Raw genomic sequence first — 24039 nt, 5'->3', positions numbered from 1 at the left:
ATGCCAGGAAATTGAAGGAGTTAGTGAAAAAATTGCCATTGCAAAACGCGTTCGCGTAACCGCTGCGCCCGTTCGTCATCCAGTGCGGTAAGCGCATGGGCGACTTCCCGGCGCTGGGCGACAAGCAGCGCTTTACGCCCAGGCAAACCCAGCCGGATACACAGATTCGCGTCGCTGCACTTCTCCTCCAGGCGTCCACGCAGCGCGGGGAGCGCCAGCTCGCAGCGCTCAAGCAGTCGACTCAGACAGCCTAACGACGTGAGCAACGGTCGATGGGCAAACGCAAAGCCCGCCAGTTCATCCCAGTCATCATCATTAAGCGTAGACGCTTTCAGCGGGATAACCGGGATCGCTTCTCCGTTCCAGCGAGCCAGTATCTCCGCATCCCGGCGCAGACGCTGGTGCTCGCGGTGCGCCAGCCGCGCGCCGGCCTCGCTGATGGGCAGCAAAGCCATCGCCGTATAACAGCCGCTGCTCGCCTCCTTGTGGTTCCCCATCCGCACCAGTACAAAACCGCAACGCTGCCAGAATCGCCAGAGTTCGGCGGTATAACCAAAACTGACGGAGAGATAGTCGCACTGGCTGGCGCCGCCGTATGCCTCAGCGATCAGCTGCTGCCCAATCCCTTCCCGCTGGCGGGCCGGGTGGACGGCAATACGGCTCACCCGACGCCCGGTCAGCGTCGCCGCCAGCGGATCGCCGCCATGAGCGGCCAACGACTGCGCGACAAGATTTCCGCGCGGGCGACGATAGCCCGCCCACACGGCCTGGCTCAGCGCGGCCGATAGTCCGCCCTCCTCCACCAGCCAGGCGGCTCCCGCCACTCGTTCAGCCGTAAAAGCGCCGAGAAAATGCTGCCCCGGCGCATCCATCATACGGCGCAGATCGAGCGGAGAGGTGCGGTAGTGCGCGCCGGAAAGCAGCTGATACACCGCCAGCGGCTGCGTCGGCCCGGTATGCCAGAGCGCCTGCGTAAAAGCGGAGAACCGAATCGCCCCCTGCGGCGCATGGGCAAACGTCTCGTCGTCGAATATCAGCGCTTCGCCGACCCATTGTTCCAGCGGGCACCCCTGCGCCCAGCGAACAGGCTGTCGCAGTTCAAAACGCCGGAGATGAGGAAAACGGGCGCAGAACTTCAGCAAAAAACCGCGTCCCGTCCCTTCATAGCCCTGAACGGTGGTGGTCAACAATATGCGTGAAAAACGCGACGCCAGGCGATGTAGCTGCGGCGCGGGGATTGCCGCCGCTTCATCGACAATCAGCCAGTCGGCCGTTTCCGTGCCCGCCAACAGCGCATCAGGAGCGAGAAAGCGAAATTTCTCACCGGCAAACTGCGCCAGCACGTCCGTCGCCGCTTTCGACGGCGCAGTTACAATGGCCGTCCCGCTCATCCGCGAAATTAACTGCCCGGCCAGCGCCGATTTACCCCGACCTCGCGCTGCCGTAACGGCGGCCACGCCAGGCGGCATCCGCAGCAGATGCTGCAAAATCGCGGCCTGCTCAGGCTGCGGTTCACCCGTAGCGGGTTGCCAGTGGGGACGAGCAGGAAAGCGCGGCCATGAAAACGGTTGAGACTGCTGCCAGTGCAGCGTCTGCTCGTCACGGGCCATCACGCGTTTGAGGTGCTGGATAAAATGTGGCGTTGCAACAGGCTGCGGGCAGTCGCTCCAGCGCAGCGAGTCCGCATCGGGACGGGATTCCCATGCAGAATACGGCGGCGTCAGCAGCACCAGCCAGCTTCCGGCTCGCAGCGTGCCGCTCAGCGCCGCGAATGCCGAGGCATCAAACCCCAACTGCGCATCAAAAACCGCGTGGCGGAACTCGCGTCCCAGTAGCGTTTGTAACGCCTGCGGCGTACAGTGCGGCGCGGCGGGCGCATCGGTTGCCACCCACAGCCAGTCGCCAGCCAATGCTTCTCGCAGCGCCAGCGCCCGTTCACGACACCAGGACGCATCGCCGCTGAGCACCAGCAGCCGACGAATCCCTTCCTGCGCCATTTGTGCGGTTAGCGCCCGCAATGCGTCATTGTCAGACATCCCTGCCCCGGTATGTTAAAAACCTTTGCCGAAGGTATTACATTGTGCCGGATCGCCGCTATCAAAACCGCGTTTAAACCAGGTATAGCGCTGCTCGGAAGTGCCGTGAGTGAAGCTGTCCGGCACCACGCGTCCCTGACTTTGTTGTTGCAGACGATCGTCGCCAATCGCCTGCGCCGCATTCAACGCTTCTTCCAGATCGCCGGATTCCAGCACGCCCTGTTGCTGCATGTTGTGCCCCCAGACGCCCGCGAAGCAATCCGCCTGTAGCTCCATACGTACGGAGAGTCGGTTCACTTCCGCTTGCGATGCGGTCTGTTGCAGCTGACGGACCTTCGGTTCGATGCCCAACAGTTTTTGCACATGGTGCCCCACTTCGTGGGCGATAACGTAACCCTGGGCAAAATCGCCATCCGCGCCCAGTTTGTTTTTCATGTCATCGTAGAAGGAAAGATCGATATAGACCGTGCCATCCGCCGGGCAATAGAACGGCCCCATTACGGACTGACCCGCACCGCATCCTGTGCGCGTCGCGCCACGGTACATCACCAGCTTAGGCTGCTGATATGTACGCCCCATTTTCTCAAACTGCTGGCCCCAGGTATCTTCTGTGGTCGCCAGAATGACGGAGGTAAACTTCGCGGCCTCATCGTCATTTGGACTGATCGAACGCGTCGTTTCCTGCTGAGAAATCGGCTGCCCGGTCATTAAACCGGTAAGATCCACCCCGTAATAGCCCGCCACCAGCACGACAATCAGCAGAATGATTCCGCCTTTGCCGCTGGGCAAACGAAAACCCGGCCCGCCCATTGACGGGCCGCCGGAGCTATTGCGTCTGTCTTCTACATTGTCACTTTCACGACGCCCTTGCCAGCGCATAATCACCTCAACATACTATTCATTATGATGATGATCGTAGGCGGTTCAGCGCAAGATTACCATTAGAATAATGGTGGTAGAGAAAAACCGGAGAGCATTGACTCTCCGGTTGATGCTGACGGGGGAAGAATTAATCTAACTGCACGCCCAGGCGACGTGCGACGGTTTCATAGGCTTCGATCAGGCCGCCCAGACTCTGGCGGAAACGGTCTTTGTCCATTTTATCCAGCGTCTCTTTGTCCCACAGGCGACTACCGTCCGGGGAAAATTCATCGCCCAGCACTACTTCGCCTTTGTACAGACCAAACTCCAGTTTGAAATCGACCAGGATCAGACCGGCATCGTCAAACAGCTTTTTCAGCACGTCGTTAGCTTTGTAGGTCAGCTCTTTCATGCGCGCCAGATTCTCTTTGTTCACCCAGCCGAAGGTTTCGCAGTAAGAATCGTTGACCATCGGATCGTGCATCGCATCGTTTTTCAGGAACAGGTCGAACAGCGGTGGGTTCAGTTCGATGCCTTCTTCAATGCCCAGACGCTTGACCAGAGAACCAGCCGCACGGTTACGCACCACGCACTCGACCGGCACCATATCCAGCTTTTTCACCAGACACTCGGTATCGGACAGCAGCTGCTCCATCTGGGTCGGGATGCCCGCTTCTGCCAGTTTAGTCATGATGAAATGGTTAAACTTGTTGTTCACCATCCCTTTGCGATCAAACTGTTCAATGCGCGCGCCATCCCCTGCTGACGTATCATTGCGGAATTCGAGCACCAACAGGTCCGGGTTTTCCGTGCTGTATACGGTCTTCGCTTTACCACGATACAACTCAGCTTGCTTTTGCATCTTTATTACTCCTGGTGTGAATTAACGATAAAAATTCATTTTCTGCCACACTTTGCCGGATGGCGGCGTTGCCTTATCCGACCTACAGCCTGGGGGCGAAATTACGGTAAAAATTGCGTTTTTCTGCTGACGCACACGTTTGCGTATCATATCAGAAAAAAGGGCTGGATTGCTCCAGCCCCTCAATTTTTACTTGCTGAACGCTGCCTGGAAGACGGCAACCAGCGCGTCGTTCTGGCTCTGCGTCAGGGTATGCCCCTTCGGATCGATAAACTGTAGGCTACTGCGGTTGTCTAAATCGCCCACCTGCAATTTATAGTCGCCGGACGACAGCCCCGGATCGGTTGCGCCCAGCTCCTGCCAGCCGCTGTCAGACAGCGGTTTGTAGGTCACTGCCAGGCTGCCCTGAGAACGCGTGCTGTCGGTCACTTTCATGCCCACTTTTTCAAGCGCGGCTGGCAGACGCTGCCACACCACGTTGAACGGCCCACGGACGACCAGCATTGGCAAACCGGTGTCATCTGCGGCGCTCTGCACATCCATCGTAGCGGCAGAACGGTTTTGCGCGGCGTTCGCAGCGTCGGTGGCGGTTTTATCCAGACCCGCCGAGATTACGTTCATCATCTCAGCGCTATAACGCTGTAGCGAAGCGGCATCTGCGGCAGGCTTGCCAGCCTGTTCCAGATTCACCAGTTTCACCGTTACAGCCTGCTGATAACCCTGCGGTTTCACCGAGATTTGATAACGTCCACGGTACTGCTGGTCTTCATCCAGACGGTTCCATTCAACCCAATCGGTCGTCAGGGTCTGGCTGGCGTCATCACGTTTTTCAATCGTGTAGTTTTTGGACTGAATCACGCTGACAACCTGCGGCCACAGGTTGGTATTGCGACCATTTTCCACCAGCAAGGTTGCGGTATCGCCCGTAAACTGGGTACGCGCGCCGGTCACCAGCGCTAACGGCTGAGCAGGCGGACGAATGTCCAGCGCTTTGCCGACAGCGCCGCTGCCGTTGGTCACCGGAATGTTATAGTCGCCCGTCGTTACCGGCAGAATCATCCCTGCTGGCGCATGAAGTTCAGCAAGCGGTGCGGCTTCCAGATAGGATTCATCACCGCTCACCTGGCGCTTGTAGCGCGAGTCAGAGCTACAGGCCGCGAGCAGCATAATGAGCGAAACACCCGCAACCCTGGCCAGGCGCGACTTTTGTACTGAGTAAGCCATCAAATCTCCCTAAACTTTACAGCAAACCGGCATGCTTGAGCGCCGCTTTGACAATCTCACGACCCGTATCGGTGATCGGCGTCATCGGCAAGCGCAGCGTATCGGTCGCCACAAGTCCCAACTCCTTACATGCCCATTTCACCGGGATCGGATTGGGTTCGACAAATAGTTTGTTATGTAACGGCATCAGACGCTGATTAATCACCCGCGCGTCGGCAAAACGACCTTCCGCCGCCAGTTTGCACATTTCCGCCATATCACGCGCCGCAACGTTCGCGGTAACGGAAATCACGCCATGACCGCCGAGCTGTATGAAGTCCAACCCGGTCGCATCATCACCGCTGAGCAGAATAAAATCGTCTGAAACCAGCTCTTTGATCTGGTGAACCCGACTTAAGTTCCCTGTCGCCTCTTTGATTGCGACAATATTTTTTACTTTCGCCAGACGGCCGACGGTTTCCGGCAGCATATCGCAGCCTGTACGGGACGGCACATTATACAGAATTTGCGGCAGGTCAGTATGTTCAGCGATGGCTTTGAAATGCTGGAACAGACCTTCCTGAGTCGGGCGGTTGTAGTAAGGCGTCACTGTCAGGCAACCGACAACGCCGCTGTCGTTGAAACGCTGCGTCAGGCTAATGGCCTCCGCCGTCGCGTTCGCGCCCGTTCCGGCGATAACCGGAATACGCCCGTCCGCCAGCTCCAGCGTCATCATGACCACATCGCCATGCTCGTCATGGCTCAGCGTGGCGGATTCGCCGGTGGTGCCAACAGAAACAATCGCCGAGGTACCGCTGGCGACATGATAATCAATCAGTTTTTTCAGGCTTGACCGGCAGACATTACCTTTTTCATCCATCGGTGTAACAAGCGCGACAATACTTCCCGTGAACATGGGCCATCCTCTGTGCAAACAAGTTTCTCAATGGTACGTTTGGTACGACAATAAAAGCAAGAGACCATAGCCCTTCTGATTATTGTATGCAGGTTTTTTTTATGCTTTCCTTATGATTACCTCACCTCTCAAAGGAAGAACCGGTTTGACATCGTCATCACAACATTACCTGGTTATCACTGCGCTGGGTGCCGATCGCCCGGGAATTGTGAATACTATCACCCGCCATGTCAGCAGCTGCGGCTGTAATATCGAAGACAGCCGACTGGCCATGCTGGGTGATGAGTTCACGTTTATCATGCTGCTGTCTGGCTCCTGGAACGCCATCACCCTGATTGAATCAACCTTGCCGTTGAAAGGCGCAGAGCTGGATTTATTGATTGTGATGAAGCGCACCACCGCTCGCCCCCGTCCGGCCATGCCCGCAACGGTATGGGTACAAGTCGAGGTGGAAGATTCTCCGCATTTAATTGAACGTTTTACCGCGCTTTTCGACAGCCATCAGATGAACATCGCTGAGCTGGTCTCCCGCACGCAACCTGCTGAAAATGAAAAGGCTGCACAGCTGTTTGTTCAAATCACCGCGCACAGTCCGGCATCCCATGATGCCGTAAATATTGAGCATGCCTTTAAAGCACTATGTACAGAACTCAATGCGCAAGGCAGTATTAACGTTGTTAATTACTCACAACATGATGAACAGGATGGAGTTAAGTAATGAATCCACTGAAAGCCGGTGACATCGCACCGAAATTTAGCTTGCCGGATCAAGACGGAGAACAAGTAAATTTGACCGACTTCCAGGGACAGCGCGTACTGGTGTATTTCTACCCTAAAGCCATGACGCCCGGCTGTACCGTACAGGCCTGTGGTTTACGCGATAACATGGACGATCTGAAAAAAGCAGGCGTAGACGTGTTGGGGATCAGCACCGATAAACCTGAAAAACTGTCTCGTTTCGCCGAAAAAGAGCTGCTTAACTTTACGCTCCTGTCCGATGAGGATCATCAGGTCTGCGAGCAATTCGGCGTCTGGGGGGAAAAATCCTTTATGGGGAAAACCTACGACGGCATCCATCGCATCAGCTTCCTGATCGACGCTGACGGCAAGATCGAACACGTATTTGACGACTTTAAAACCAGTAACCACCACGATGTAGTGCTGAACTGGCTGAAAGAAAACGCCTGATTTGCGTTTTGCCGGATAAAGCCTGATAAGACGCTAACGCGTCTTATCAGGCCTGATTCGCACAACCCCGTAGGCCGGATAAGGCGTTTACGCCGCCATCCGGCATACGTGTCGTTTATTCAAACGTTCCTTTCACGCACGCTTTACCGTCTTTCACCACCGCTTTGCCTTTCGCCCACAGATAGCTGACTTCCAGCGCCTGATTCAGCACCAGAATGTCGGCGTCACAGCCTGCCGCCAGACGTCCTTTATGCTCAAAGCCGAGAAATTCCGCAACGGTGCGGGTAAGCGGACGCAGCGCCTGCTCCAGCGGCAGTTTATGCTGCGTAACTAACTGACGCAGCGTGCCGATCAGCGACTCAAAACCCGCCACGCCAATGCCCGTCAAATTCCCATGCTCATCAAATTCCGGCTGGCTGCCGTTGCCATCAGAACTCAGGGTAATGCGCGACAGCGGAACCTCATGGCGCAAGGCTGTCACGATGGCCGTCGCCGGATCGATCGGTTCATCAATGCTGCTGGTAATATCGATGTAGCCGCCATCAAGCGCGTACTCCAGCGCCGCCTGGAACAGCGGTTCGGCACGGTTAACATGCGTCGGCAGCAGTTTCGTGATAGGGACATCGGCGTTGGCGAGAATATCGTACAGCGGTTCCAGCATGTGTGGGCTGTCGCCCATATGAAAGACGCTGATTCCCGGCTTCTGGCCCAATAATCCCCCCACGCGGGACTGCGCCGCCATTGTCGCCAGCGCGGCGGAATTCGGCGCAGAAGAACGATGATCGGAGACGGCGCATTTCACGCCAATCACTTTATCAATCAACGCCACATCGCGATCGACGCTCCCGGTGATGGTTGGCGAAGGCAGAGAATACGCCCCCGTTAACATCCATGCGCTGATTCCTTCATATTCCAGCGCACGCGTTTTCGCCAGCAGAGATTCAGGATGACGGGTGATGCCGTCCGTTCCCAGCAGCCCGACAACGGAGGTAATACCAGCTTCAAGCAACCGTGACAGCCGCACCTCTGGCGTACGGGTATGCGGCCCGGCTTCGCCGCCACCGCCGATGAGATGAACATGCTGATCGATAAATCCCGGGCAGACGATATCACCGTGGAGATCGACCTGCTGGCAACCGGGGAAGTCTTCCGCAGCGATAGTCGGCGCAATAGCGACAATTTTGCCGTTGGCAACCAGAATGTCCTGCTGGCCCAGATCGTCCGGGGCATATACGTGTCCGCGCTGAAAAAGCGTCAGATTAAGAATGGAACAGTCCATGATAGTCCTTTTTAAACAATAGCCTGCATTACCCAAATAGAGACCAGGGCATTAATCACGCACACCGCAATAATATGCGGGTAATAACGCGGATGAACGCCCGCCGTTCCCAGGCAGCGCCCTACATTCTGAACCGGGTTGCCCATCAGGTAAATGGCGGGTAACAGCACAGTGGCATCGTGACCGGACAGCGCGCCAGTAACCACCAGACTGGCGCAGACGCCCACGCCGCCGCCCATACTCATCACCGCAGCCAGCAGAACGGTCGCCGATTCTCCCGGCAAACCCCATAGCGCCATTACCGGTTCACACACTCGCCCGACGATATCCAGCAACCCCGTCACCTTCAGCGCCTGAATAATGACAAAGGCCATGACGACGTTGGGCAACAGGCTGGTGGTGGCGATGGTAAAACCGCGCCGCGCGCCGTCGATAAACAGATCCATGACGTTTTTACGTACCTGTGCGCTCATTTCAGGCCTCCTGTTTCATACGACGATGTTCAAGCTGCGCGATCCACACCCGCAACAGGTTCGCACCGATAAATTTGAAGACTAAAATGACCGCCAGCGGCGTAATAACCGGTACGGTTATCGTGGCAAATAGCGCGGCGCCTGATGAGAAGTAGTTCGTCAGAATCGCGCTGCCGCTTGTCTGCCAGCAGGCGAAAATTGCCCGTTCCTGTTCGGTAATCACCCCCTCTTCCGCCAGCTCTTTGGTCATCCCGGCGGCGGCATCCGTATTTTGTAAATTGGCGATAAGCGCCAGAGAGCAAATGCCGGGGATGCCCAGAATCGGCCTGAGTATCGGCGTCATCAACTGCTGTGCGGCGCGCAGTCCGCCCAGCCCTTCCGTCACGGAAATAATGCCGAGCGATAAAATAACCGATGGCGCCAGCTCCAGTGCGAATAAAAAGCCGTCTCTCGCCCCGGTACCGCCAGTGCCGCGAAATGAAACCGCCGTGTCGCCTGCCGCGTTAACCAGGCCAAACGCGCCATTGAGCACGGTAAAATCAAACACTCGCCACCATTCCGTACTTTTCGCGAACATGCCTGAAAAAAGGATAATGGTAATAAAAAAGGCGAGATAACCGCCCCACCCCACTTTTTGCTGCGTGTGCATCTGATGACCCATTTTTTTCTCCGGTTGGTCTTGTCCTTGTGAGATTAAAAAACCATCTATACCGGTAAGTTGAAAGCAAAAAAGGAGGGCGGGACAGCACATTCGGAAAACGTTCAGGAAAGGAGAAAGCGGATAAAACGTGGAACGCCCGATGACGTTGCGCCACCGGGCAGAGTGATAATCGTGCTTAACCGTCGCTGACCTGTCCGTCCGGCCAGGCATGTACCACGGCTTTAATTAACGTCGCCAGCGGGATGGCGAAGAACACGCCCCAGAAGCCCCACAGGCCGCCGAAAATCACCACCGACAGAATAATCACCAGCGGGTGCAGGTTGACGGCTTCTGAAAACAGTACCGGCACCAGCAGGTTTCCATCCAGCGCCTGAATGATCAGATACACGGCGAAGCAGCTCCAGAACTCCGTTCCGAGGCCAAACTGGAATAACGCCACGCCAATCACCGGAATGGTCACCACGAACGCGCCGATGTAGGGGATTAATACCGAGAATCCAACCAGAACCGCCAGCAGCAGCGAGTAATTGAGACCAAAGAGCAGGAAGCCAAGCCAGGTCGCTACGCCAACCACCACCATCTCCAGCACTTTGCCGCGAATATAGTTGGTGATCTGCTGGTTCATCTCCATCCAGACCTGCCCGGCCAGCCCGCGATTGCGCGGCAGCACCCGGCGCACGGCATTCAGCATCTGCTCTTTATCTTTGATCAGGAAGAAGACCATCAGCGGCACCAGCACCAGATACACCGCCAGCGTCAGCAACCCGACCAGAGAGGCCAGGGAGTATTTCACGACCGAATCGCCTAACGTCAGCATCCGGGTGCGCATGTTTTCCGCCATCGCATCAATGATCCCGGCATCCATCAGCGCCGGGTAACGACGGGGTAGCGTGGCGGCATAATCAGAGAGCTTATTGAGCATGCCCGGCATATCGCGAATCAAATAGATCCCCTGCTGCCAGGCCACCGGCATCACGACAAACGCCATCAGCAGTAAAATGCCGACAAACACAATCAGTACGATTGAGGTGGCCCAACGCCGGGAGCAGCCAATCGCCTCCAGACGAACCGTAGGCCACTCCAGCAGGTAAGCGAGGACAATAGCCACCAGCAACGGCGCCAGAAGCCCACTGAAAAAGAAAAGGATGCCAAAACCGGCAACCAGGATAACCAGCAAGGCGATCGCCTCCGGGTCGCTAAAACGACGGCGATACCACTGCATCAACATCTCAAGCATAGAAACCGTTCCCTGAACCTCAATAGCGGGATTGCGATCCCGAATTGTATCTAAATGTCACAAAAAAGACTTCGCTTTTTGTTGCTGATTCAGGAAACTGAAAAGTCATTTGAGCGGGGTATTCACCACCGGGTTTCGCAGTTACACTCCCTGTGCTGGCGTGGCGGAACGATACGTCGCGGCATCGGTCAAATGGCTATATTAAAGAAAACAGGACAGAGGTCTATGTTCAGGCTGTTGAAGAAAAACCTGGTTGCTACCCTCATCGCTGCGCTGACTATCGGTCAGGTAGCCCCCGCGTTTGCAGATTCCGCAGACACGCTACCGGATATGGGGACCTCAGCAGGAAGCACGCTTTCTATCGGTCAGGAAATGCAAATGGGCGACTATTACGTTCGCCAGTTGCGCGGCAGCGCGCCGTTGATCAACGATCCGCTGTTGAGTCAGTACATCAACGCGCTGGGGATGCGTTTAGTCTCTCATGCGGACTCCGTGAAAACCCCGTTCCATTTCTTTTTGATTAACAACGACGAAATTAACGCCTTCGCCTTTTTCGGCGGCAACGTTGTGCTGCATTCCGCGCTCTTTCGCTATTCCGACAACGAAAGTCAGTTAGCCTCGGTGATGGCGCACGAAATCTCCCACGTAACCCAACGCCATCTGGCGCGCGCGATGGAAGATCAAAAGCGCAGCGCTCCGCTGACCTGGGTCGGCGCCTTAGGCTCTATTCTTCTGGCGATGGCCAGCCCACAGGCCGGTATGGCGGCGCTGACCGGTACGCTGGCGGGAACGCGTCAGGGGATGATCAGCTTCACTCAACAAAACGAACAGGAAGCAGACCGAATCGGTATTCAGGTGCTGCAACGTTCAGGGTTCGATCCGCAAGCGATGCCGACGTTCCTGGAAAAACTGCTCGACCAGGCGCGCTACTCCACGCGTCCTCCCGAAATTTTGCTGACGCACCCCTTGCCGGAAAGCCGTCTGGCGGATGCCCGCAACCGTGCAAACCAGATGCGCCCGGTGGTAGTGGAATCGTCTGAAGATTTTTATCTGGCGAAGGCGCGTACGCTGGGGATGTACAATTCTGGCCGTAATCAGCTTACCAGCGACCTGCTCGACGCATGGGAAAAAGGAAACGTGCGCCAACAGCGTGCGGCGCAATATGGCCGGGCGCTACAGGCGATGGAAGCCAGCAAGTACGACGAAGCTCGCAAAGCGCTGCAACCGTTGCTGACGGCTGAACCGAATAACGCGTGGTATCTCGACCTGGCGACCGATATCGATCTGGGGCAGAAGAAAACCAGCGAAGCGATTAACCGTCTGAAAAATGCCCGCGATCTGCGCGCAAACCCGGTATTGCAGCTAAACCTGGCGAATGCTTATTTACAGGGCGGGCAAGCCCGAGAAGCCACGACCATCCTCAATCGCTACACTTTCAACAATAAAGACGACGGCAACGGCTGGGATCTCCTGGCGCAGGCTGAAGCGGCGCTCAATAACCGCGATCAGGAGCTGGCGGCGCGCGCCGAAGGCTATGCGCTGGCCGGGCGACTGGATCAGGCGATCTCTATGCTCAGCAGCGCAAGTTCTCAGGTCAAGCTGGGCAGCCAGCAACAGGCGCGTTACGATGCCCGTATCGACCAGCTGCGCCAGTTGCAGGAACGCTTTAAGCCATACACCAAAATGTAGTATTCGTTCTGTTGCCGGGTGGCGACGCTATCGCGTTTTATCCGGCCTACAGTTCGCGCGAAAGGAGAAATCATGTCTGATGCAGTAAAAATCTACCACAACCCGCGTTGTTCAAAGAGTCGCGACACGCTGAGCCTGCTGAAATCCAACGGCGTTGAACCGGAAGTGGTGCTTTACCTGGAAACACCTGCCGACGCGGCGACGCTGCGTGAACTGCTGCGTATGTTAGGGATGTCCAGCGCACGCGAACTGATGCGCCAGAAAGAAGATCTCTACAAGTCACTCAATCTGGCCGACAGCCATCTGAGCGAAGAGGCGCTGATTCAGGCGATGGTGGAAAACCCGAAACTGATGGAGCGACCGATTGTCGTCGCCAACGGTCAGGCGCGTATTGGCCGCCCGCCGGAGCAGGTGTTGGAAATCGTGAGCTAATCCATGCGCCGCAGCGCTTCCAGAAAGTCCTGCGGCGTACAATCCCCCAGTTTTTTCTGTGTCTTACCACGGTTGTAGCATTCACATAAGCGGATAAGCAACTCGCTGGCAGATTCACTATTTAGCCGGGGAACAATCTCATTTAGCGGTACCGTCACCGGCACCCAACCGGGCATCGTACCGGTTATTTGGCATGACATGCCGCGCGTCGCCAGGTGCGTTTTTAGCTGCGGGCATATGCGATCAGAAATATTTGTCTCAATAGATTGTATATCAGCCGGGCAGGTTTCCAGCAATTCATCCAGCCAGACCACGACCCGCTGCGGTGAAATACCCGCATACAGTCGGGCAAAGCACCAGCCGCTCATCGGCTCGCGCGCCCAGAACAAATGATGTTCGCCACCGTCGTCCATATGCAACGAGAGTGGAAGGTGATACAGCGCCAGATGATTCGGCAGCATCCCGGATTTTAACGCTTTTTTCCCTTGTAACGACGCCCGCTGTCGCTGAGGTGTCGCCGGTTTAAGATAACGATTCAACGTCGCGCGCGACACAACAATGCCCAGCACCTCGTTCACCAACAATAAGAGGTCATCCAGCGGCGCACCTGTTGCGTCGCGCAAGGCGTTCACCAAAACAACCTGCTCTTGTCTCATCGCTTTGTATATCGTCTTCGGCGTAGTTTGCCCATCACTAACCCGATCACGATGTCGCCATCGCCTTACTGTCGTAACAGAAATCCCAAGCTCGGCGGCAAGCTCTCTATCGCTTTTTTCAGACTGCTGAAGATAGCGACGAATACGCGGTGTGGTAGTGGCATTGGCGTGCAATTTTATTTCCATCGCAAGAATCCCTGTCGATTTTTAGATAATTAATCTTATGAGATTTATATGCTAATCGCGATCACATTGTGAGCTATTTCACCTTTCGTTCACACGCCTTCGCAGATAATCCTCATGCATAGCACACACAACGTGAGTTAATCTTGTACGGAGTTCACAATGAACAATGTTCTGGGATTTCTTGAAGCAAAACTGATGCCTCTGGCGGCGAAAACCGCTCAGCAGCGGCATCTCGGCGCGATTCGTGGCGCATACGTTTCGTTTATGCCGTTTATTATCGTCGGCTCTATTCTGCTGGTGATCTCTTCGTTTCCGAATCAAAACTATCAGCAGTTTATGTCTCAGGCTTTTGGTGAGAGCTGGAGTGCGATTATTGAGATCCCGTTTAACGCGGTGTTCTCAACGATGTCGCTGTTTATCAGTTTCCTGGTCGCATTTCGTCTGGCGGAACACTACGGCGAAGATCGCATCTCCTGCGGCATTCTGGCGCTGGTCTGTTTTCTGATCCTTACACCGTTTATCAAAGTGGCGGAAAACGGCGGTATTACCGTGATCCCCGTAGAATGGATTGGCACAAAAGGATTGTTCGTCGCGATGATCGGTTCACTGCTGTGGACTGAACTTTTCTGCTGGCTAAAGCGTAAAAATCTGGTGATCAAAATGCCAGAAGGTGTGCCACCGGCGGTGCAAGAATCTTTTGCCGCACTGATCCCCGCCTTACTGGTCATGATACTGGTACTGAGCATTCGCATCTTGTTTGAAAACACCCATTACCAGACCATCCATCAGTTTATTTACGAAGTGGTCGCCACACCGGTTCGTCATTACGGCACCTCTTACTTTGGCGCGCTGATGACAGTGTTCAGCATCACTATTTTGTGGTCGGTCGGTATTAACTCCGGCTCAATGGTTAACGGCATCATCCGTCCGCTGTGGATGGAAAACCAGACCGACAACATTGCGGCTATTCAGGCTGGCACCACACCCCCACACATCATTACGGAACAGTTTTTTGACATGATTTGGATGGGCGGCGCGGGCGCAACGTTGTCGCTGGTGTTAGCCATGCTTTTCTTTGCGCGCAGTAAAAACATGCGGGAAGTGGCGCGGCTCGGTGCCGGAGCGTCCGTGTTCAACATCAACGAACCGATTCTGTTCGGTCTGCCGGTGATAATGAATCCGATAATGCTGATCCCCTTCAACCTGGTGCCGCTGGTGCTGGTCACCGTACAGTATACCGCGATGAAGCTCGGCGCGGTCGCCGTCACCACGGGCGTCTTTATTCCGTGGACGCTGCCGCCAGTCATTAGCGGTTTTATCGTTACCGGACATATTAGCGGCAGCGTCATGCAGCTCATTAACCTGCTGATTGGCGCAATGCTGTATCTGCCCTTTATGCGGATCGTCGATAAACAGTACCGCGCGGCGGAACTGGCTGCCGTAACACAGCCCGATGCACCACTTGCAAAACAGGAGTAAACCATGTGGGGAATTATCGCAACCTGGCGAATGGCGCTTGAAGGTGTGGCGGAATCCGCGTCTGCACTGGCTGCGGGAAACCCGGTCGCAATGGCGGTGGTAGACGCCGTCGCAACCGTTGAGGACTTTCCGTTTTATAAATCCGTGGGCTATGGCGGACTGCCTACTGAAAATGGCGAGGTCGAACTGGATGCCGCCTATATGGACGGCGATACCCTCGCGTTTGGGGCGGTCGGAAATCTGGTGGATATTGCCAACCCGGTGCGCGTCGCACATGCGTTAAGCCGTCAGCGCTATAACTGTCTGCTGGTTGGCCAGGGTGCGCGTGAATGGGCACTGAGCCAGGGATTTGCGGATAAAACCATGCTCACCGACAGAGCCATCCAGCACTATCAAAAACGCTGCCGGGAGACGCTGGATAAAGGCTTAAGTCCATATAACGGCCACGATACGGTTGGCATTATTGGTCTGGATAAACTGGGGTCGATGAGCGTTGCCACCTCCACCAGCGGCCTGTTTATGAAAAAACGCGGCCGCATTGGCGACTCGCCGGTTATTGGTTCCGGCTTCTATTGCGACAGTGAAGTCGGCGCGGCAACGGCAACGGGCGTTGGTGAAGATCTGATGAAAGGCTGCGCCAGCTATGAAATTGTTCGTCGCATGGCGCAGGGAATGACACCGCAACAAGCGGCTGATTCTGTCGTGTTTGAGCTGGAAGATAAATTGATGTCGCGATTTGGTCGCACAGGCGACCTCTCGGTGGTCTGCATGAACCGTAAAGGCGAGTTTGGCGCAGCCACTAACATCAAAACATTCTCGTTCGTTGTCGCTACCGCACGCCAACCGCTCACCGTATTTCGCGCCGAACGCCAGCACGAGAAGACCCATTATCACCCCGTCGATGAAGAATGGATGCAAGACTATGCCGCACGGATACGTGCTCCAGTCGAGGAAGAAAAATGATTTCATACCAACTGATTTGCTCACCCGCAGAGGTTCAACCACAAGGCCATCTTATCGCGTCTCCTGGCTGTTCTTTATTGCGGGATTCCGCTCTGCTCGCGGAAATGCGCGTACTGGCGCAAGATAAAGTAGCGGATACCCGCTTCGGCTGCGCGCCTTTTACGCGAATTACCCTGTTGCCTGATGCGCTCTGGCAGGACAGCCTGACCGAAGGTTTACTCAATGCGATACGACCGCTGCTGGCTTCGCCGATCAGTGAAAATGTGCTGATTGATGTCACCGAAATAAATGACACTGTACTGGCGCTGCTGCTGCGTTTTCTGTTTAATCAGGCGTATACGCTCAATGATTTACAATTGAAAAAAACGGATGCCACCGCCACTCGCATCCGCCATATCACCGCGTTCTGCCAGCCAGAACAATACGAGAAACGTGAAAAAGTGTTCAGGCAGCAGCAGGCTATTGCCAACGGCATGGTCACTGCAAGGCGGCTGGCGGATACCCCCTCCGATTGCTGTACGCCGCAGTTCGTGGTCAACGAGGCACAAACCCTGTGCGCCTCTTTTCCTGCGCTGCACTGTGAAGTCCTTGATGAACAACAAATTGTTGAACAAGGTCTCGGACTGCTCCATGCGGTTGGCAAAGGAGCAACCTGTCCACCGCGTTTGCTTGCCATTCATTACAACGGCATAAGTGACGGCCCGGTACGCTGCTACATAGGTAAAGGGATAACGTTTGATACCGGTGGCCTGTGGCTGAAAGAGGGCGCGGGTATGTACACCATGAAATATGACATGTGTGGCGCAGCCAACGTGTTGGGACTGCTCCTGACGGTTGCGGAGTTAAAACTGCCCGTACGCATAATGGGCGTACTGGCGCTGGCTGAAAACGCGATCGGCCCGAACGCAATGCAGCCAGGCAGCGTTGCTCGCGCCTGCAACGGTATGACAGTGGAAATCAATAACACCGACGCCGAAGGACGGCTGGTGCTGGCCGACGCCATTGCATGGACGAGCCAACGACAACCGCAGGCCCGTTATATCATCGACATGGCAACCTTGACCGGTGCGGTGGTGAAAGCGCTTGGCTACGAACTCAGCGGGCTGATGACTCAGGACGATGCGTTAAGACAGGCGCTAACAGAGGCAGGACGGCAGAGCGGAGATGAAGTCTGGTCTTTACCTCTGGATGCACGACTGAAAAAGCAGACCGAAAGCGCCATAGCCGATCTCTGTAATACGCCGACGAACAATGCGGCAATCAGCGCTTCCGCAGCCTGGTTACTGCATCATTTTTGCCCGTCGGATATCCCGTGGGCACATCTGGACATTAGCGGTACGGCGCTATGGCGAGAAAACGGCAGAAGCGTCGCATCCGGCAGGCCGATTCCACTGCTGGTTGAGCACTTACTGGAAGATATTGCCTGAGTTTTTTGCCCGGCCACCGGGCAAAAACGGCAGCGTTACAGCGTCAGAATCTCTTTAACGAACGGAATGGTGAGTTTACGCTGTGCGGTGATTGAGGCGTGATCGAGCTGATCCAGCGTAATAAATAGCGTACGCATCTCGCGATCCAGCCGCTTCAACAGAAAACGCCCGACATCTTCCGGCAGTTCAAACCCACGCAGTCTGGCGCGCAGTTGTAACGCCTGGAGTTTGTCTTCATCAGAGAGAGGTTGCAGCTTGTAGATTTGCCCCCAGTCCAGACGAGAAGCCAGATCGGGTAATCCCAGCTTTAGCTGACGTGGAGGGCGATCGCCGGTGATCAGCAGGCGCGTTTTTCCCGACTCAAGGATGCGGTTATAGAGATCAAAGATCGCCATTTCCCACAGTTCATCTCCGGCGACACATTCAATATTGTCAATACACACCAGCGACAAATGTTCCATGCCGTCAAGCACTTCCGGTACAAACCAGGTGCGCTTATCCAGCGGCACATAGCCTACCGCGTCGCCGCGTTGCGACAGTTCAGCACACGCCGCGTGCAGCAGATGGCTACGGCCCGCGCCTTCACGCGACCAGAGATAAATATATCCGCTATGTTCCTGACGCAGCACGTTTTGCAGTGCAGCCAGTAAAGAGGCGTTATCCCCCGGCCAGAAACTTGCGAAAGTTTCGTCGTCAGGAAGATAAAGTGGCAGAGAGAGCTGTGCCGGAGTGTTCAGAGATACCTCAATCCAGGATTCCATAAAATCGCGATGAGTTTACCACAGAATTCCATCACGATAGAACCGGGCAGCAAGCACTGCCCGGTTTCAGGATTATTGCTGCGGCGTATCCGCGTCTTTCGCATCCAGCACCACTTCTTCCGGGCGCAGGACGCTGATCAGTTTGAAGATCAGGCTCAGGCCGATCCCAACAATGGTCGCCAGCGCCATTCCTTTCAGTTCAGCCGCGCCAATATGCACTTTCGCGCCGCTGACGCCGATGATCAAAATCACCGAGGTCAGGATCAGGTTCTGCGCTTTGTTGTAATCGACTTTTGATTCAATCAATACGCGAATACCGGATGCCCCGATCACGCCGTACAGCAGCAGCGATACGCCGCCCATTACCGGCAGCGGGATTATCTGAATCGCAGCGGCCAGTTTACCCACGCAGGAGAGCAGAATGGCAAAAATCGCCGCGCCACCGATAACCCAGGTGCTGTACACGCGGGTGATCGCCATAACACCGATGTTTTCACCGTAGGTGGTGTTCGGCGTAGAACCGAAGAACCCGGAAATCATCGTTGATAACCCGTTGGCAAACATCGAACGATGCAGGCCAGGGTCACGAACCAGATCCTTTTTAACGATGTTCGCCGTCACGACCAGGTGGCCTACGTGTTCGGCAATCACCACCAGCGCCGCTGGCAGGATTGTCAGAATGGCAAACCATTCAAAGCGCGGCGTATAGAACGTCGGCAGCGCGAACCAGTGTGCTTCGGCAATCGGCGCGGTATCCACCACTCCCATTGCAAATGACAGCGCATAGCCTGCCAGCACGCCGATCAGGATCGGGATAATGGCCAGGAAACCCCGGAACAGCACGGAGCCAAAGACCGTCACCGCCAGGGTCACAAGGGAGATGGTAATGGTTTTGGTATCCGGGGATTGCCCTTCAGCAGGCAGTAACCCGGCCATTCCCGCAGCCACGCCCGCCAGTTCCAGACCGATAACGGCAACGATTGCGCCCATCGCCGCAGGCGGGAACATCACGTCCAGCCAGCCGGTTCCGGCTTTCTTCACGATAAAAGAGACCAGACAGAACAGCACGCCGCACATGATAAAACCACCCAGCGCCACTTCATACCCCAGCGGCAACAGCAGCAGAACCGGCGAAATAAAGGCAAAGCTCGACCCTAAATATGCAGGAATTTTACCTTTACAAATAAAGAGATACAGCAACGTACCGATGCCGTTAAACAGCAGAACGGTAGCCGGGTTGATATGAAACAGGACTGGCACCAGCACGGTTGCGCCAAACATGGCGAACAAATGCTGCAAACTAAGCGGGATTGTCTGTAAAAGCGGCGGTCTTTCACTTACCCCGATAGCACGGCGCGTCATAGTGTTTTCCTCTGAGTGTTGTATGTTATGGGTGTTTTATTCAAAAAAAAGCCGACTCTTAAAGTCGGCTCTTTATTATTCATTCACTTACTTCGTACCAAAGATCTTATCGCCGGCATCGCCGAGGCCCGGAATAATGTATCCGTGCTCGTTAAGTCCCTTATCAATCGATGCGGTGTACAGCTCAACATCCGGGTGCGCTTTCTCCAGCGCCGCAATACCTTCCGGCGCAGCAACCAGCACCAGCACTTTAATGCTGTGGCAGCCTGCGTTTTTCAGCAGATCGATCGTCGCAATCATTGAACCGCCGGTTGCCAGCATCGGGTCAACCACCAGCGCCATACGCTCATCGATGTTGGATACCAGTTTCTGGAAGTACGGAACGGGCTCCAGCGTTTCTTCGTTACGGTAGATGCCCACCACGCTGATACGCGCGCTCGGCACATGCTCCAGGACGCCTTCCATCATGCCCAGACCGGCACGCAGGATAGGAACCACGGTGATTTTTTTACCTTTGATTTGTTCGATTTCAACCGGGCCATTCCAGCCGTCGATGGTTACCGTTTCGGTTTCCAGGTCTGCGGTCGCTTCATAGGTCAGCAGGCTGCCTACTTCCGAGGCGAGTTCACGAAAGCGTTTGGTGCTAATGTCGTTTTCACGCATCAGACCCAGCTTGTGTTTGACGAGTGGGTGTTTGACTTCCACGATCTTCATACTCTTCTCCTTTCCTCAGACGAGTGGCAACCACAAAAAAATCGCCGGATTATACCGCTTTTCCTCTCTGGCGCAACACAACGTATGCTTGACATGGATCAACCAAAGTGACATACGTCTGGAGAATGAGTATAAAACACGCCCCGCACAGATGGCGGGGCTGAATAACAACGCATTGAATCTTAAATATTTTCTCCGTTGTTTTTAATCACATTTTGATACCAGGCAAAAGATTTCTTCGGATGGCGCGCTAACGTCCCGCTGCCGTCATTATTTTTATCGACATAGATAAAGCCATAACGTTTTTTCATCTCGCCCGTCCCCGCCGACACCAAATCAATGCAGCCCCACGGGGTGTAACCCATCAAATCAACGCCATCTTCCACAACGGCTTTTTTCATTTCACGAATGTGCGCTGCGAGATAGTCGATACGATACCGATCGTCAACGGAACCATCTGCCTGCTGAATATCTATCGCCCCAAAGCCGTTCTCGACAATAAACAGCGGTAGCTGGTAGTGATCCCAGAACCAGTTGAGCGAGTAGCGTAACCCCACAGGATCGATCTGCCAGCCCCAGTCCGACTTCTGCACATACGGATTGGAGACCAGACTTTTCGTTTCGTCGTAATCGAGCTGTGGGTTATCTGCGGTCGCTTTCGTGGCAAAAGACATGTAATAGCTGAAACCGATATAGTCCACACAGCCCTGTAACAGCGCCGCGCGATCTTCATCGGTGATATCCAGCGCAAAGCCCCGACGCGCAAAGTAGTTGAGGATATGCTGCGGATATTTCCCGCGCACATGCACATCCGTAAACCAGTAGCGACGGTGCATCGCGTTCATCGCCATCATCATATCGTCCGGCGCGCAGGTCAGCGGATAGATCGGACACATGGCGATCATGCAGCCAACCTGCAATGCCGGGTTGATCTCCCGCGCCGCTTTCACCGCCAGCGCGCTGGCGACCAGCTCATAGTGCGCCGCCTGATACATCACCGGTTCACGATCTTCGCCCGGCAGGTATTTCAGCCCCGAGTTGGTGAACGGCGCGAAATCTTCGTGATAATTGGCCTGGTTGTTGATCTCATTGAAGGTCATCCAGTATTTCACTTTGTGCTGATAGCGGGTAAATACCACTTTCGCGAAGCGCACGAAGAAATCGATCAGCTTACGGTTACGCCAGCCGCCATATTCCGTGACCAGATGGTAAGGCATTTCAAAATGCGACAGCGTAATCACCGGCTCAATACCGTACTTCAGGCATTCATCAAACAGGGCGTCATAAAACTGCAAACCCGCTTCATTCGGCTGTAATTCATCCCCCTGCGGGAAAATGCGCGTCCAGGCGATAGAGGTGCGAAAACATTTAAAGCCCATCTCGGCAAAGAGCTTAATATCGTCTTTGTAGCGATGATAGAAATCGATAGCCTCATGGTTGGGGTAATTTTTCCCGGCGATCACGCCGTCGGTAATTTCCCGCGGAACGCCATGCGCACCGGCGGTCATCACATCCGCCACGCTAATCCCCTTTCCGCCTTCCTGCCAGCCGCCTTCTAACTGGTGAGCAGCAACGGCGCCGCCCCACATGAAATTCGCTTTAAATCCAGACATACGTTTCCCTCATTGTAATTGCAATGTTAACGCCGCTACGCTGACAACCCGAAGCAAAACAGAAACCGGTTTCAGTACGATACTGTGCATAACTGGCGCAGGTTTCAAGCACGGTAATGAACCCGGTTTCATTTTCGTGGAGCAGTTCAAACAAATGGGTACACAACGGTAAAACGCTGAAAAATTCGGCAGATAAAAACGGATGCAGAGCAGGCTCGCAAACGTTTGCTTTCCCTGTTAGAATTGCGCCGAATTTAATTTTCACCGCAAGTAACGCGTGGGGACCTAAGCAGTGACCGACAAAACCTCTCTTAGCTATAAAGATGCCGGTGTTGATATTGACGCTGGTAATGCTCTGGTTGATCGAATCAAAGGCGTAGTGAAGAAAACTCGCCGCCCGGAAGTCATGGGTGGTTTGGGTGGCTTCGGCGCGCTGTGCGCATTGCCGCAAAAATATCGTGAGCCTGTACTGGTTTCCGGCACTGACGGCGTAGGGACAAAACTGCGTCTGGCGATGGATCTGAAACGCCACGACACCATCGGGATCGACCTGGTGGCGATGTGCGTCAACGATCTGGTCGTTCAGGGCGCGGAGCCGCTGTTCTTCCTGGATTACTACGCGACCGGCAAGCTGGACGTCGATACCGCCGCCAGCGTGATCAACGGTATTGCCGAAGGTTGTCTGCAATCAGGCTGCGCGCTGGTCGGCGGCGAAACCGCTGAAATGCCAGGGATGTATCATGGCGAAGATTACGATGTCGCCGGTTTCTGCGTCGGCGTGGTGGAAAAATCAGAAATTATCGACGGTTCCAAAGTGGCCGATGGCGATGTGTTGATTGCCCTTGGTTCCAGCGGCCCGCACTCCAACGGCTATTCTCTGGTGCGCAAGATCGTTGAAGTCAGCGGCTGCGACCCGGAAAACACCGAGCTGGAAGGCAAACCGTTAGCCGATCACCTGCTGGCGCCAACCCGCATTTATGTGAAGTCCATTCTGGAACTGATTGAAAAAGTCGATGTGCACGCCATCGCCCACCTGACCGGCGGCGGTTTCTGGGAAAATATTCCTCGCGTATTGCCGGACAACACCCAGGCGGTGATTGACGAATCTTCCTGGCAATGGCCAGCCGTCTTCAACTGGCTGCAAACCGCGGGCAACGTCAGCCAGCATGAAATGTATCGCACCTTCAACTGCGGCGTCGGGATGGTGATCGCCCTGCCGGAAGCGGAAGTGGATAACGCCCTCGCCCTGCTGAAAGCAAAAGGTGAAAACGCCTGGAAAATCGGTATCATTAAAGCCTCTGATTCCGAACAGCGCGTGGTTATTCAATGATGAATCTTGTGGTGCTTATTTCCGGCAACGGAAGCAATTTGCAGGCGATTATCGATGCCTGCAAAGAGAAAAAAATCAAAGGCACCCTTCGGGCAGTATTCAGTAACAAGGCCGACGCGTTCGGCCTTGAACGCGCGCGTGAGGCCGGAATTCCGGCACATGCGTTAACGGCCGATCAATTCGCCAGCCGTGAAGCGTTTGACCGCGAACTGATGCGTGAAATAGACGCTTACGCCCCCGATCTCGTGGTGCTGGCGGGCTATATGCGCATCCTGAGCCCCGCGTTCGTCGCCCACTATGAGGGGCGTCTACTCAATATTCACCCTTCCCTGCTGCCAAAATACCCGGGGTTGCATACGCACCGTCAGGCGCTGGAAAACGGCGATGAAGAACACGGAACCTCTGTCCATTTTGTTACCGATGAACTCGACGGCGGCCCGGTTATTCTGCAAGCGAAGATTCCGGTCTTTGAAGGCGACAGCGAAGATGAAATTACGGCCCGCGTTCAGACGCAGGAACACGCTATCTATCCGCTGGTCGTCAGTTGGTTTGTGGATGGCCGTCTGGAAATGCGTGATAACGCCGCCTGGCTGGATGGCAATCGCCTGCCGCCGCAAGGCTATGCCGCCGAGTAATAACATTCCCTCGCAGGACGGGTAAGCGAAGCGCCATCAGGCAATCCAACGTTTCAATGCCGGGTGGCGCGTCAAC

General features: G+C 55.0%; 23 protein-coding genes. 9 read left to right on the top strand and 14 right to left on the bottom strand.

Annotated features, from left to right (window positions below):
- Positions 1 to 20 precede the first annotated feature (20 nt).
- The 5 genes from OGX80_RS16735 to dapA form a co-directional block, all read right to left on the bottom strand.
- Positions 21 to 2036 (bottom strand): tRNA(Met) cytidine acetyltransferase TmcA, encoded by a 2016-nt coding sequence (locus tag OGX80_RS16735; protein ID WP_115181297.1) that lies wholly within the window; start codon positions 2034 to 2036, stop codon positions 21 to 23.
- A 15-nt stretch (positions 2037 to 2051) separates the two neighbouring features.
- On the bottom strand, positions 2052 to 2915 hold the full coding sequence (gene ypfJ, locus OGX80_RS16730) for a KPN_02809 family neutral zinc metallopeptidase (protein ID WP_024130129.1): 864 nt from the start codon (positions 2913 to 2915) through the stop codon (positions 2052 to 2054).
- 130 nt (positions 2916 to 3045) lie between these two features.
- Complete coding sequence (gene purC, locus OGX80_RS16725) at positions 3046 to 3759, bottom strand: phosphoribosylaminoimidazolesuccinocarboxamide synthase (RefSeq protein ID WP_115181296.1); 714 nt, start codon at positions 3757 to 3759, stop codon at positions 3046 to 3048.
- A 189-nt stretch (positions 3760 to 3948) separates the two neighbouring features.
- The gene (gene bamC / locus OGX80_RS16720) at positions 3949 to 4983 is read right to left on the bottom strand and encodes an outer membrane protein assembly factor BamC (RefSeq protein WP_115181295.1); all 1035 of its coding nucleotides are present in this window, start codon (positions 4981 to 4983) and stop codon (positions 3949 to 3951) included.
- Between the two features lie 16 nt (positions 4984 to 4999).
- Entirely contained in the window at positions 5000 to 5878 is an 879-nt protein-coding gene (gene dapA / locus OGX80_RS16715) for a 4-hydroxy-tetrahydrodipicolinate synthase (protein WP_012131302.1), read from the bottom strand.
- Between the two features lie 145 nt (positions 5879 to 6023).
- Here dapA and OGX80_RS16710 point away from each other — a divergent pair, with 145 nt between their 5' ends.
- Positions 6024 to 6596, top strand: a complete 573-nt coding sequence (locus OGX80_RS16710; RefSeq protein WP_024130128.1) for a glycine cleavage system transcriptional repressor — start codon at positions 6024 to 6026, stop codon at positions 6594 to 6596.
- Positions 6596 to 7066 (top strand): thioredoxin-dependent thiol peroxidase, encoded by a 471-nt coding sequence (gene bcp, locus OGX80_RS16705; protein ID WP_012131300.1) that lies wholly within the window; start codon positions 6596 to 6598, stop codon positions 7064 to 7066. The genes OGX80_RS16710 and bcp overlap by 1 nt, the downstream gene beginning before the upstream one ends.
- Positions 7067 to 7181: 115 nt before the next feature.
- Here bcp and iadA read toward each other — a convergent pair whose 3' ends face one another.
- The 4 genes from iadA to OGX80_RS16685 all read right to left on the bottom strand — a co-directional run bounded on the left by iadA (position 7182) and on the right by OGX80_RS16685 (position 10716).
- On the bottom strand, positions 7182 to 8345 hold the full coding sequence (iadA, locus tag OGX80_RS16700) for a beta-aspartyl-peptidase (RefSeq protein ID WP_071258051.1): 1164 nt from the start codon (positions 8343 to 8345) through the stop codon (positions 7182 to 7184).
- An 11-nt stretch (positions 8346 to 8356) separates the two neighbouring features.
- A complete protein-coding gene (locus OGX80_RS16695; RefSeq protein ID WP_047462074.1) occupies positions 8357 to 8818 on the bottom strand; it encodes a YjiG family protein in 462 nt (153 codons plus the stop codon).
- 1 nt (position 8819) lies between these two features.
- Positions 8820 to 9479 (bottom strand): nucleoside recognition domain-containing protein, encoded by a 660-nt coding sequence (locus OGX80_RS16690; protein ID WP_024130126.1) that lies wholly within the window; start codon positions 9477 to 9479, stop codon positions 8820 to 8822.
- Positions 9480 to 9654: 175 nt separating this feature from the next.
- Positions 9655 to 10716 (bottom strand): AI-2E family transporter, encoded by a 1062-nt coding sequence (locus OGX80_RS16685; RefSeq protein ID WP_012131296.1) that lies wholly within the window; start codon positions 10714 to 10716, stop codon positions 9655 to 9657.
- A 225-nt stretch (positions 10717 to 10941) separates the two neighbouring features.
- Between OGX80_RS16685 and bepA the strand changes: the two genes are divergently transcribed.
- Together bepA and arsC are read left to right on the top strand one after the other, a co-directional pair.
- Positions 10942 to 12405 (top strand): beta-barrel assembly-enhancing protease, encoded by a 1464-nt coding sequence (gene bepA, locus OGX80_RS16680; protein WP_024130125.1) that lies wholly within the window; start codon positions 10942 to 10944, stop codon positions 12403 to 12405.
- Between the two features lie 72 nt (positions 12406 to 12477).
- Positions 12478 to 12837, top strand: coding sequence for an arsenate reductase (glutaredoxin) (gene arsC, locus OGX80_RS16675; protein WP_012131294.1), 360 nt, complete (start codon positions 12478 to 12480; stop codon positions 12835 to 12837).
- Here arsC and OGX80_RS16670 read toward each other — a convergent pair.
- Entirely contained in the window at positions 12834 to 13679 is an 846-nt protein-coding gene (locus OGX80_RS16670) for a helix-turn-helix domain-containing protein (RefSeq protein ID WP_071258052.1), read from the bottom strand. The two genes, arsC and OGX80_RS16670, sit on opposite strands and share 4 nt — an antisense overlap.
- Positions 13680 to 13838: 159 nt before the next feature.
- Between OGX80_RS16670 and celB the strand changes: the two genes are divergently transcribed.
- The 3 genes from celB to OGX80_RS16655 are packed head-to-tail and all read left to right on the top strand — an operon-like array spanning position 13839 to position 17548.
- A complete protein-coding gene (gene celB, locus OGX80_RS16665) occupies positions 13839 to 15158 on the top strand; it encodes a PTS cellobiose transporter subunit IIC (protein WP_047462068.1) in 1320 nt (439 codons plus the stop codon).
- 3 nt (positions 15159 to 15161) lie between these two features.
- Positions 15162 to 16121: a glycosylasparaginase gene (locus OGX80_RS16660; RefSeq protein ID WP_012131290.1), complete on the top strand. Its 960-nt coding sequence runs from the start codon at positions 15162 to 15164 to the stop codon at positions 16119 to 16121.
- Positions 16118 to 17548, top strand: coding sequence for a leucyl aminopeptidase family protein (locus OGX80_RS16655; RefSeq protein ID WP_115181294.1), 1431 nt, complete (start codon positions 16118 to 16120; stop codon positions 17546 to 17548). The genes OGX80_RS16660 and OGX80_RS16655 overlap by 4 nt, the downstream gene beginning before the upstream one ends.
- Positions 17549 to 17583: 35 nt before the next feature.
- Here OGX80_RS16655 and OGX80_RS16650 read toward each other — a convergent pair whose 3' ends face one another.
- The 4 genes from OGX80_RS16650 to OGX80_RS16635 form a co-directional block, all read right to left on the bottom strand.
- A complete protein-coding gene (locus OGX80_RS16650; RefSeq protein WP_213164963.1) occupies positions 17584 to 18285 on the bottom strand; it encodes a DnaA inactivator Hda in 702 nt (233 codons plus the stop codon).
- Between the two features lie 96 nt (positions 18286 to 18381).
- On the bottom strand, positions 18382 to 19671 hold the full coding sequence (gene uraA / locus OGX80_RS16645; RefSeq protein WP_012131287.1) for a uracil permease: 1290 nt from the start codon (positions 19669 to 19671) through the stop codon (positions 18382 to 18384).
- An 87-nt stretch (positions 19672 to 19758) separates the two neighbouring features.
- The gene (gene upp, locus OGX80_RS16640) at positions 19759 to 20385 is read right to left on the bottom strand and encodes a uracil phosphoribosyltransferase (RefSeq protein ID WP_012131286.1); all 627 of its coding nucleotides are present in this window, start codon (positions 20383 to 20385) and stop codon (positions 19759 to 19761) included.
- A 182-nt stretch (positions 20386 to 20567) separates the two neighbouring features.
- Complete coding sequence (locus OGX80_RS16635; protein WP_012131285.1) at positions 20568 to 21998, bottom strand: 6-phospho-beta-glucosidase; 1431 nt, start codon at positions 21996 to 21998, stop codon at positions 20568 to 20570.
- Between the two features lie 292 nt (positions 21999 to 22290).
- Between OGX80_RS16635 and purM the strand changes: the two genes are divergently transcribed.
- Both purM and purN read left to right on the top strand, forming a co-directional pair.
- Positions 22291 to 23328, top strand: coding sequence for a phosphoribosylformylglycinamidine cyclo-ligase (gene purM / locus OGX80_RS16630; RefSeq protein ID WP_024130122.1), 1038 nt, complete (start codon positions 22291 to 22293; stop codon positions 23326 to 23328).
- Positions 23328 to 23963, top strand: coding sequence for a phosphoribosylglycinamide formyltransferase (gene purN / locus OGX80_RS16625; protein WP_077956824.1), 636 nt, complete (start codon positions 23328 to 23330; stop codon positions 23961 to 23963). The genes purM and purN overlap by 1 nt, the downstream gene beginning before the upstream one ends.
- The last annotated feature ends 76 nt before the right edge of the window (positions 23964 to 24039 follow it).

It is taken from the genome of Citrobacter sp. CK194, assembly GCF_030333395.1.
GTDB classification, from domain to species: Bacteria; Pseudomonadota; Gammaproteobacteria; order Enterobacterales; family Enterobacteriaceae; genus Citrobacter_B; species Citrobacter_B koseri.
The sequence above is the reverse complement of the archived record's forward strand: the minus strand, read 5'-3'. Positions and strand labels throughout refer to the sequence as shown.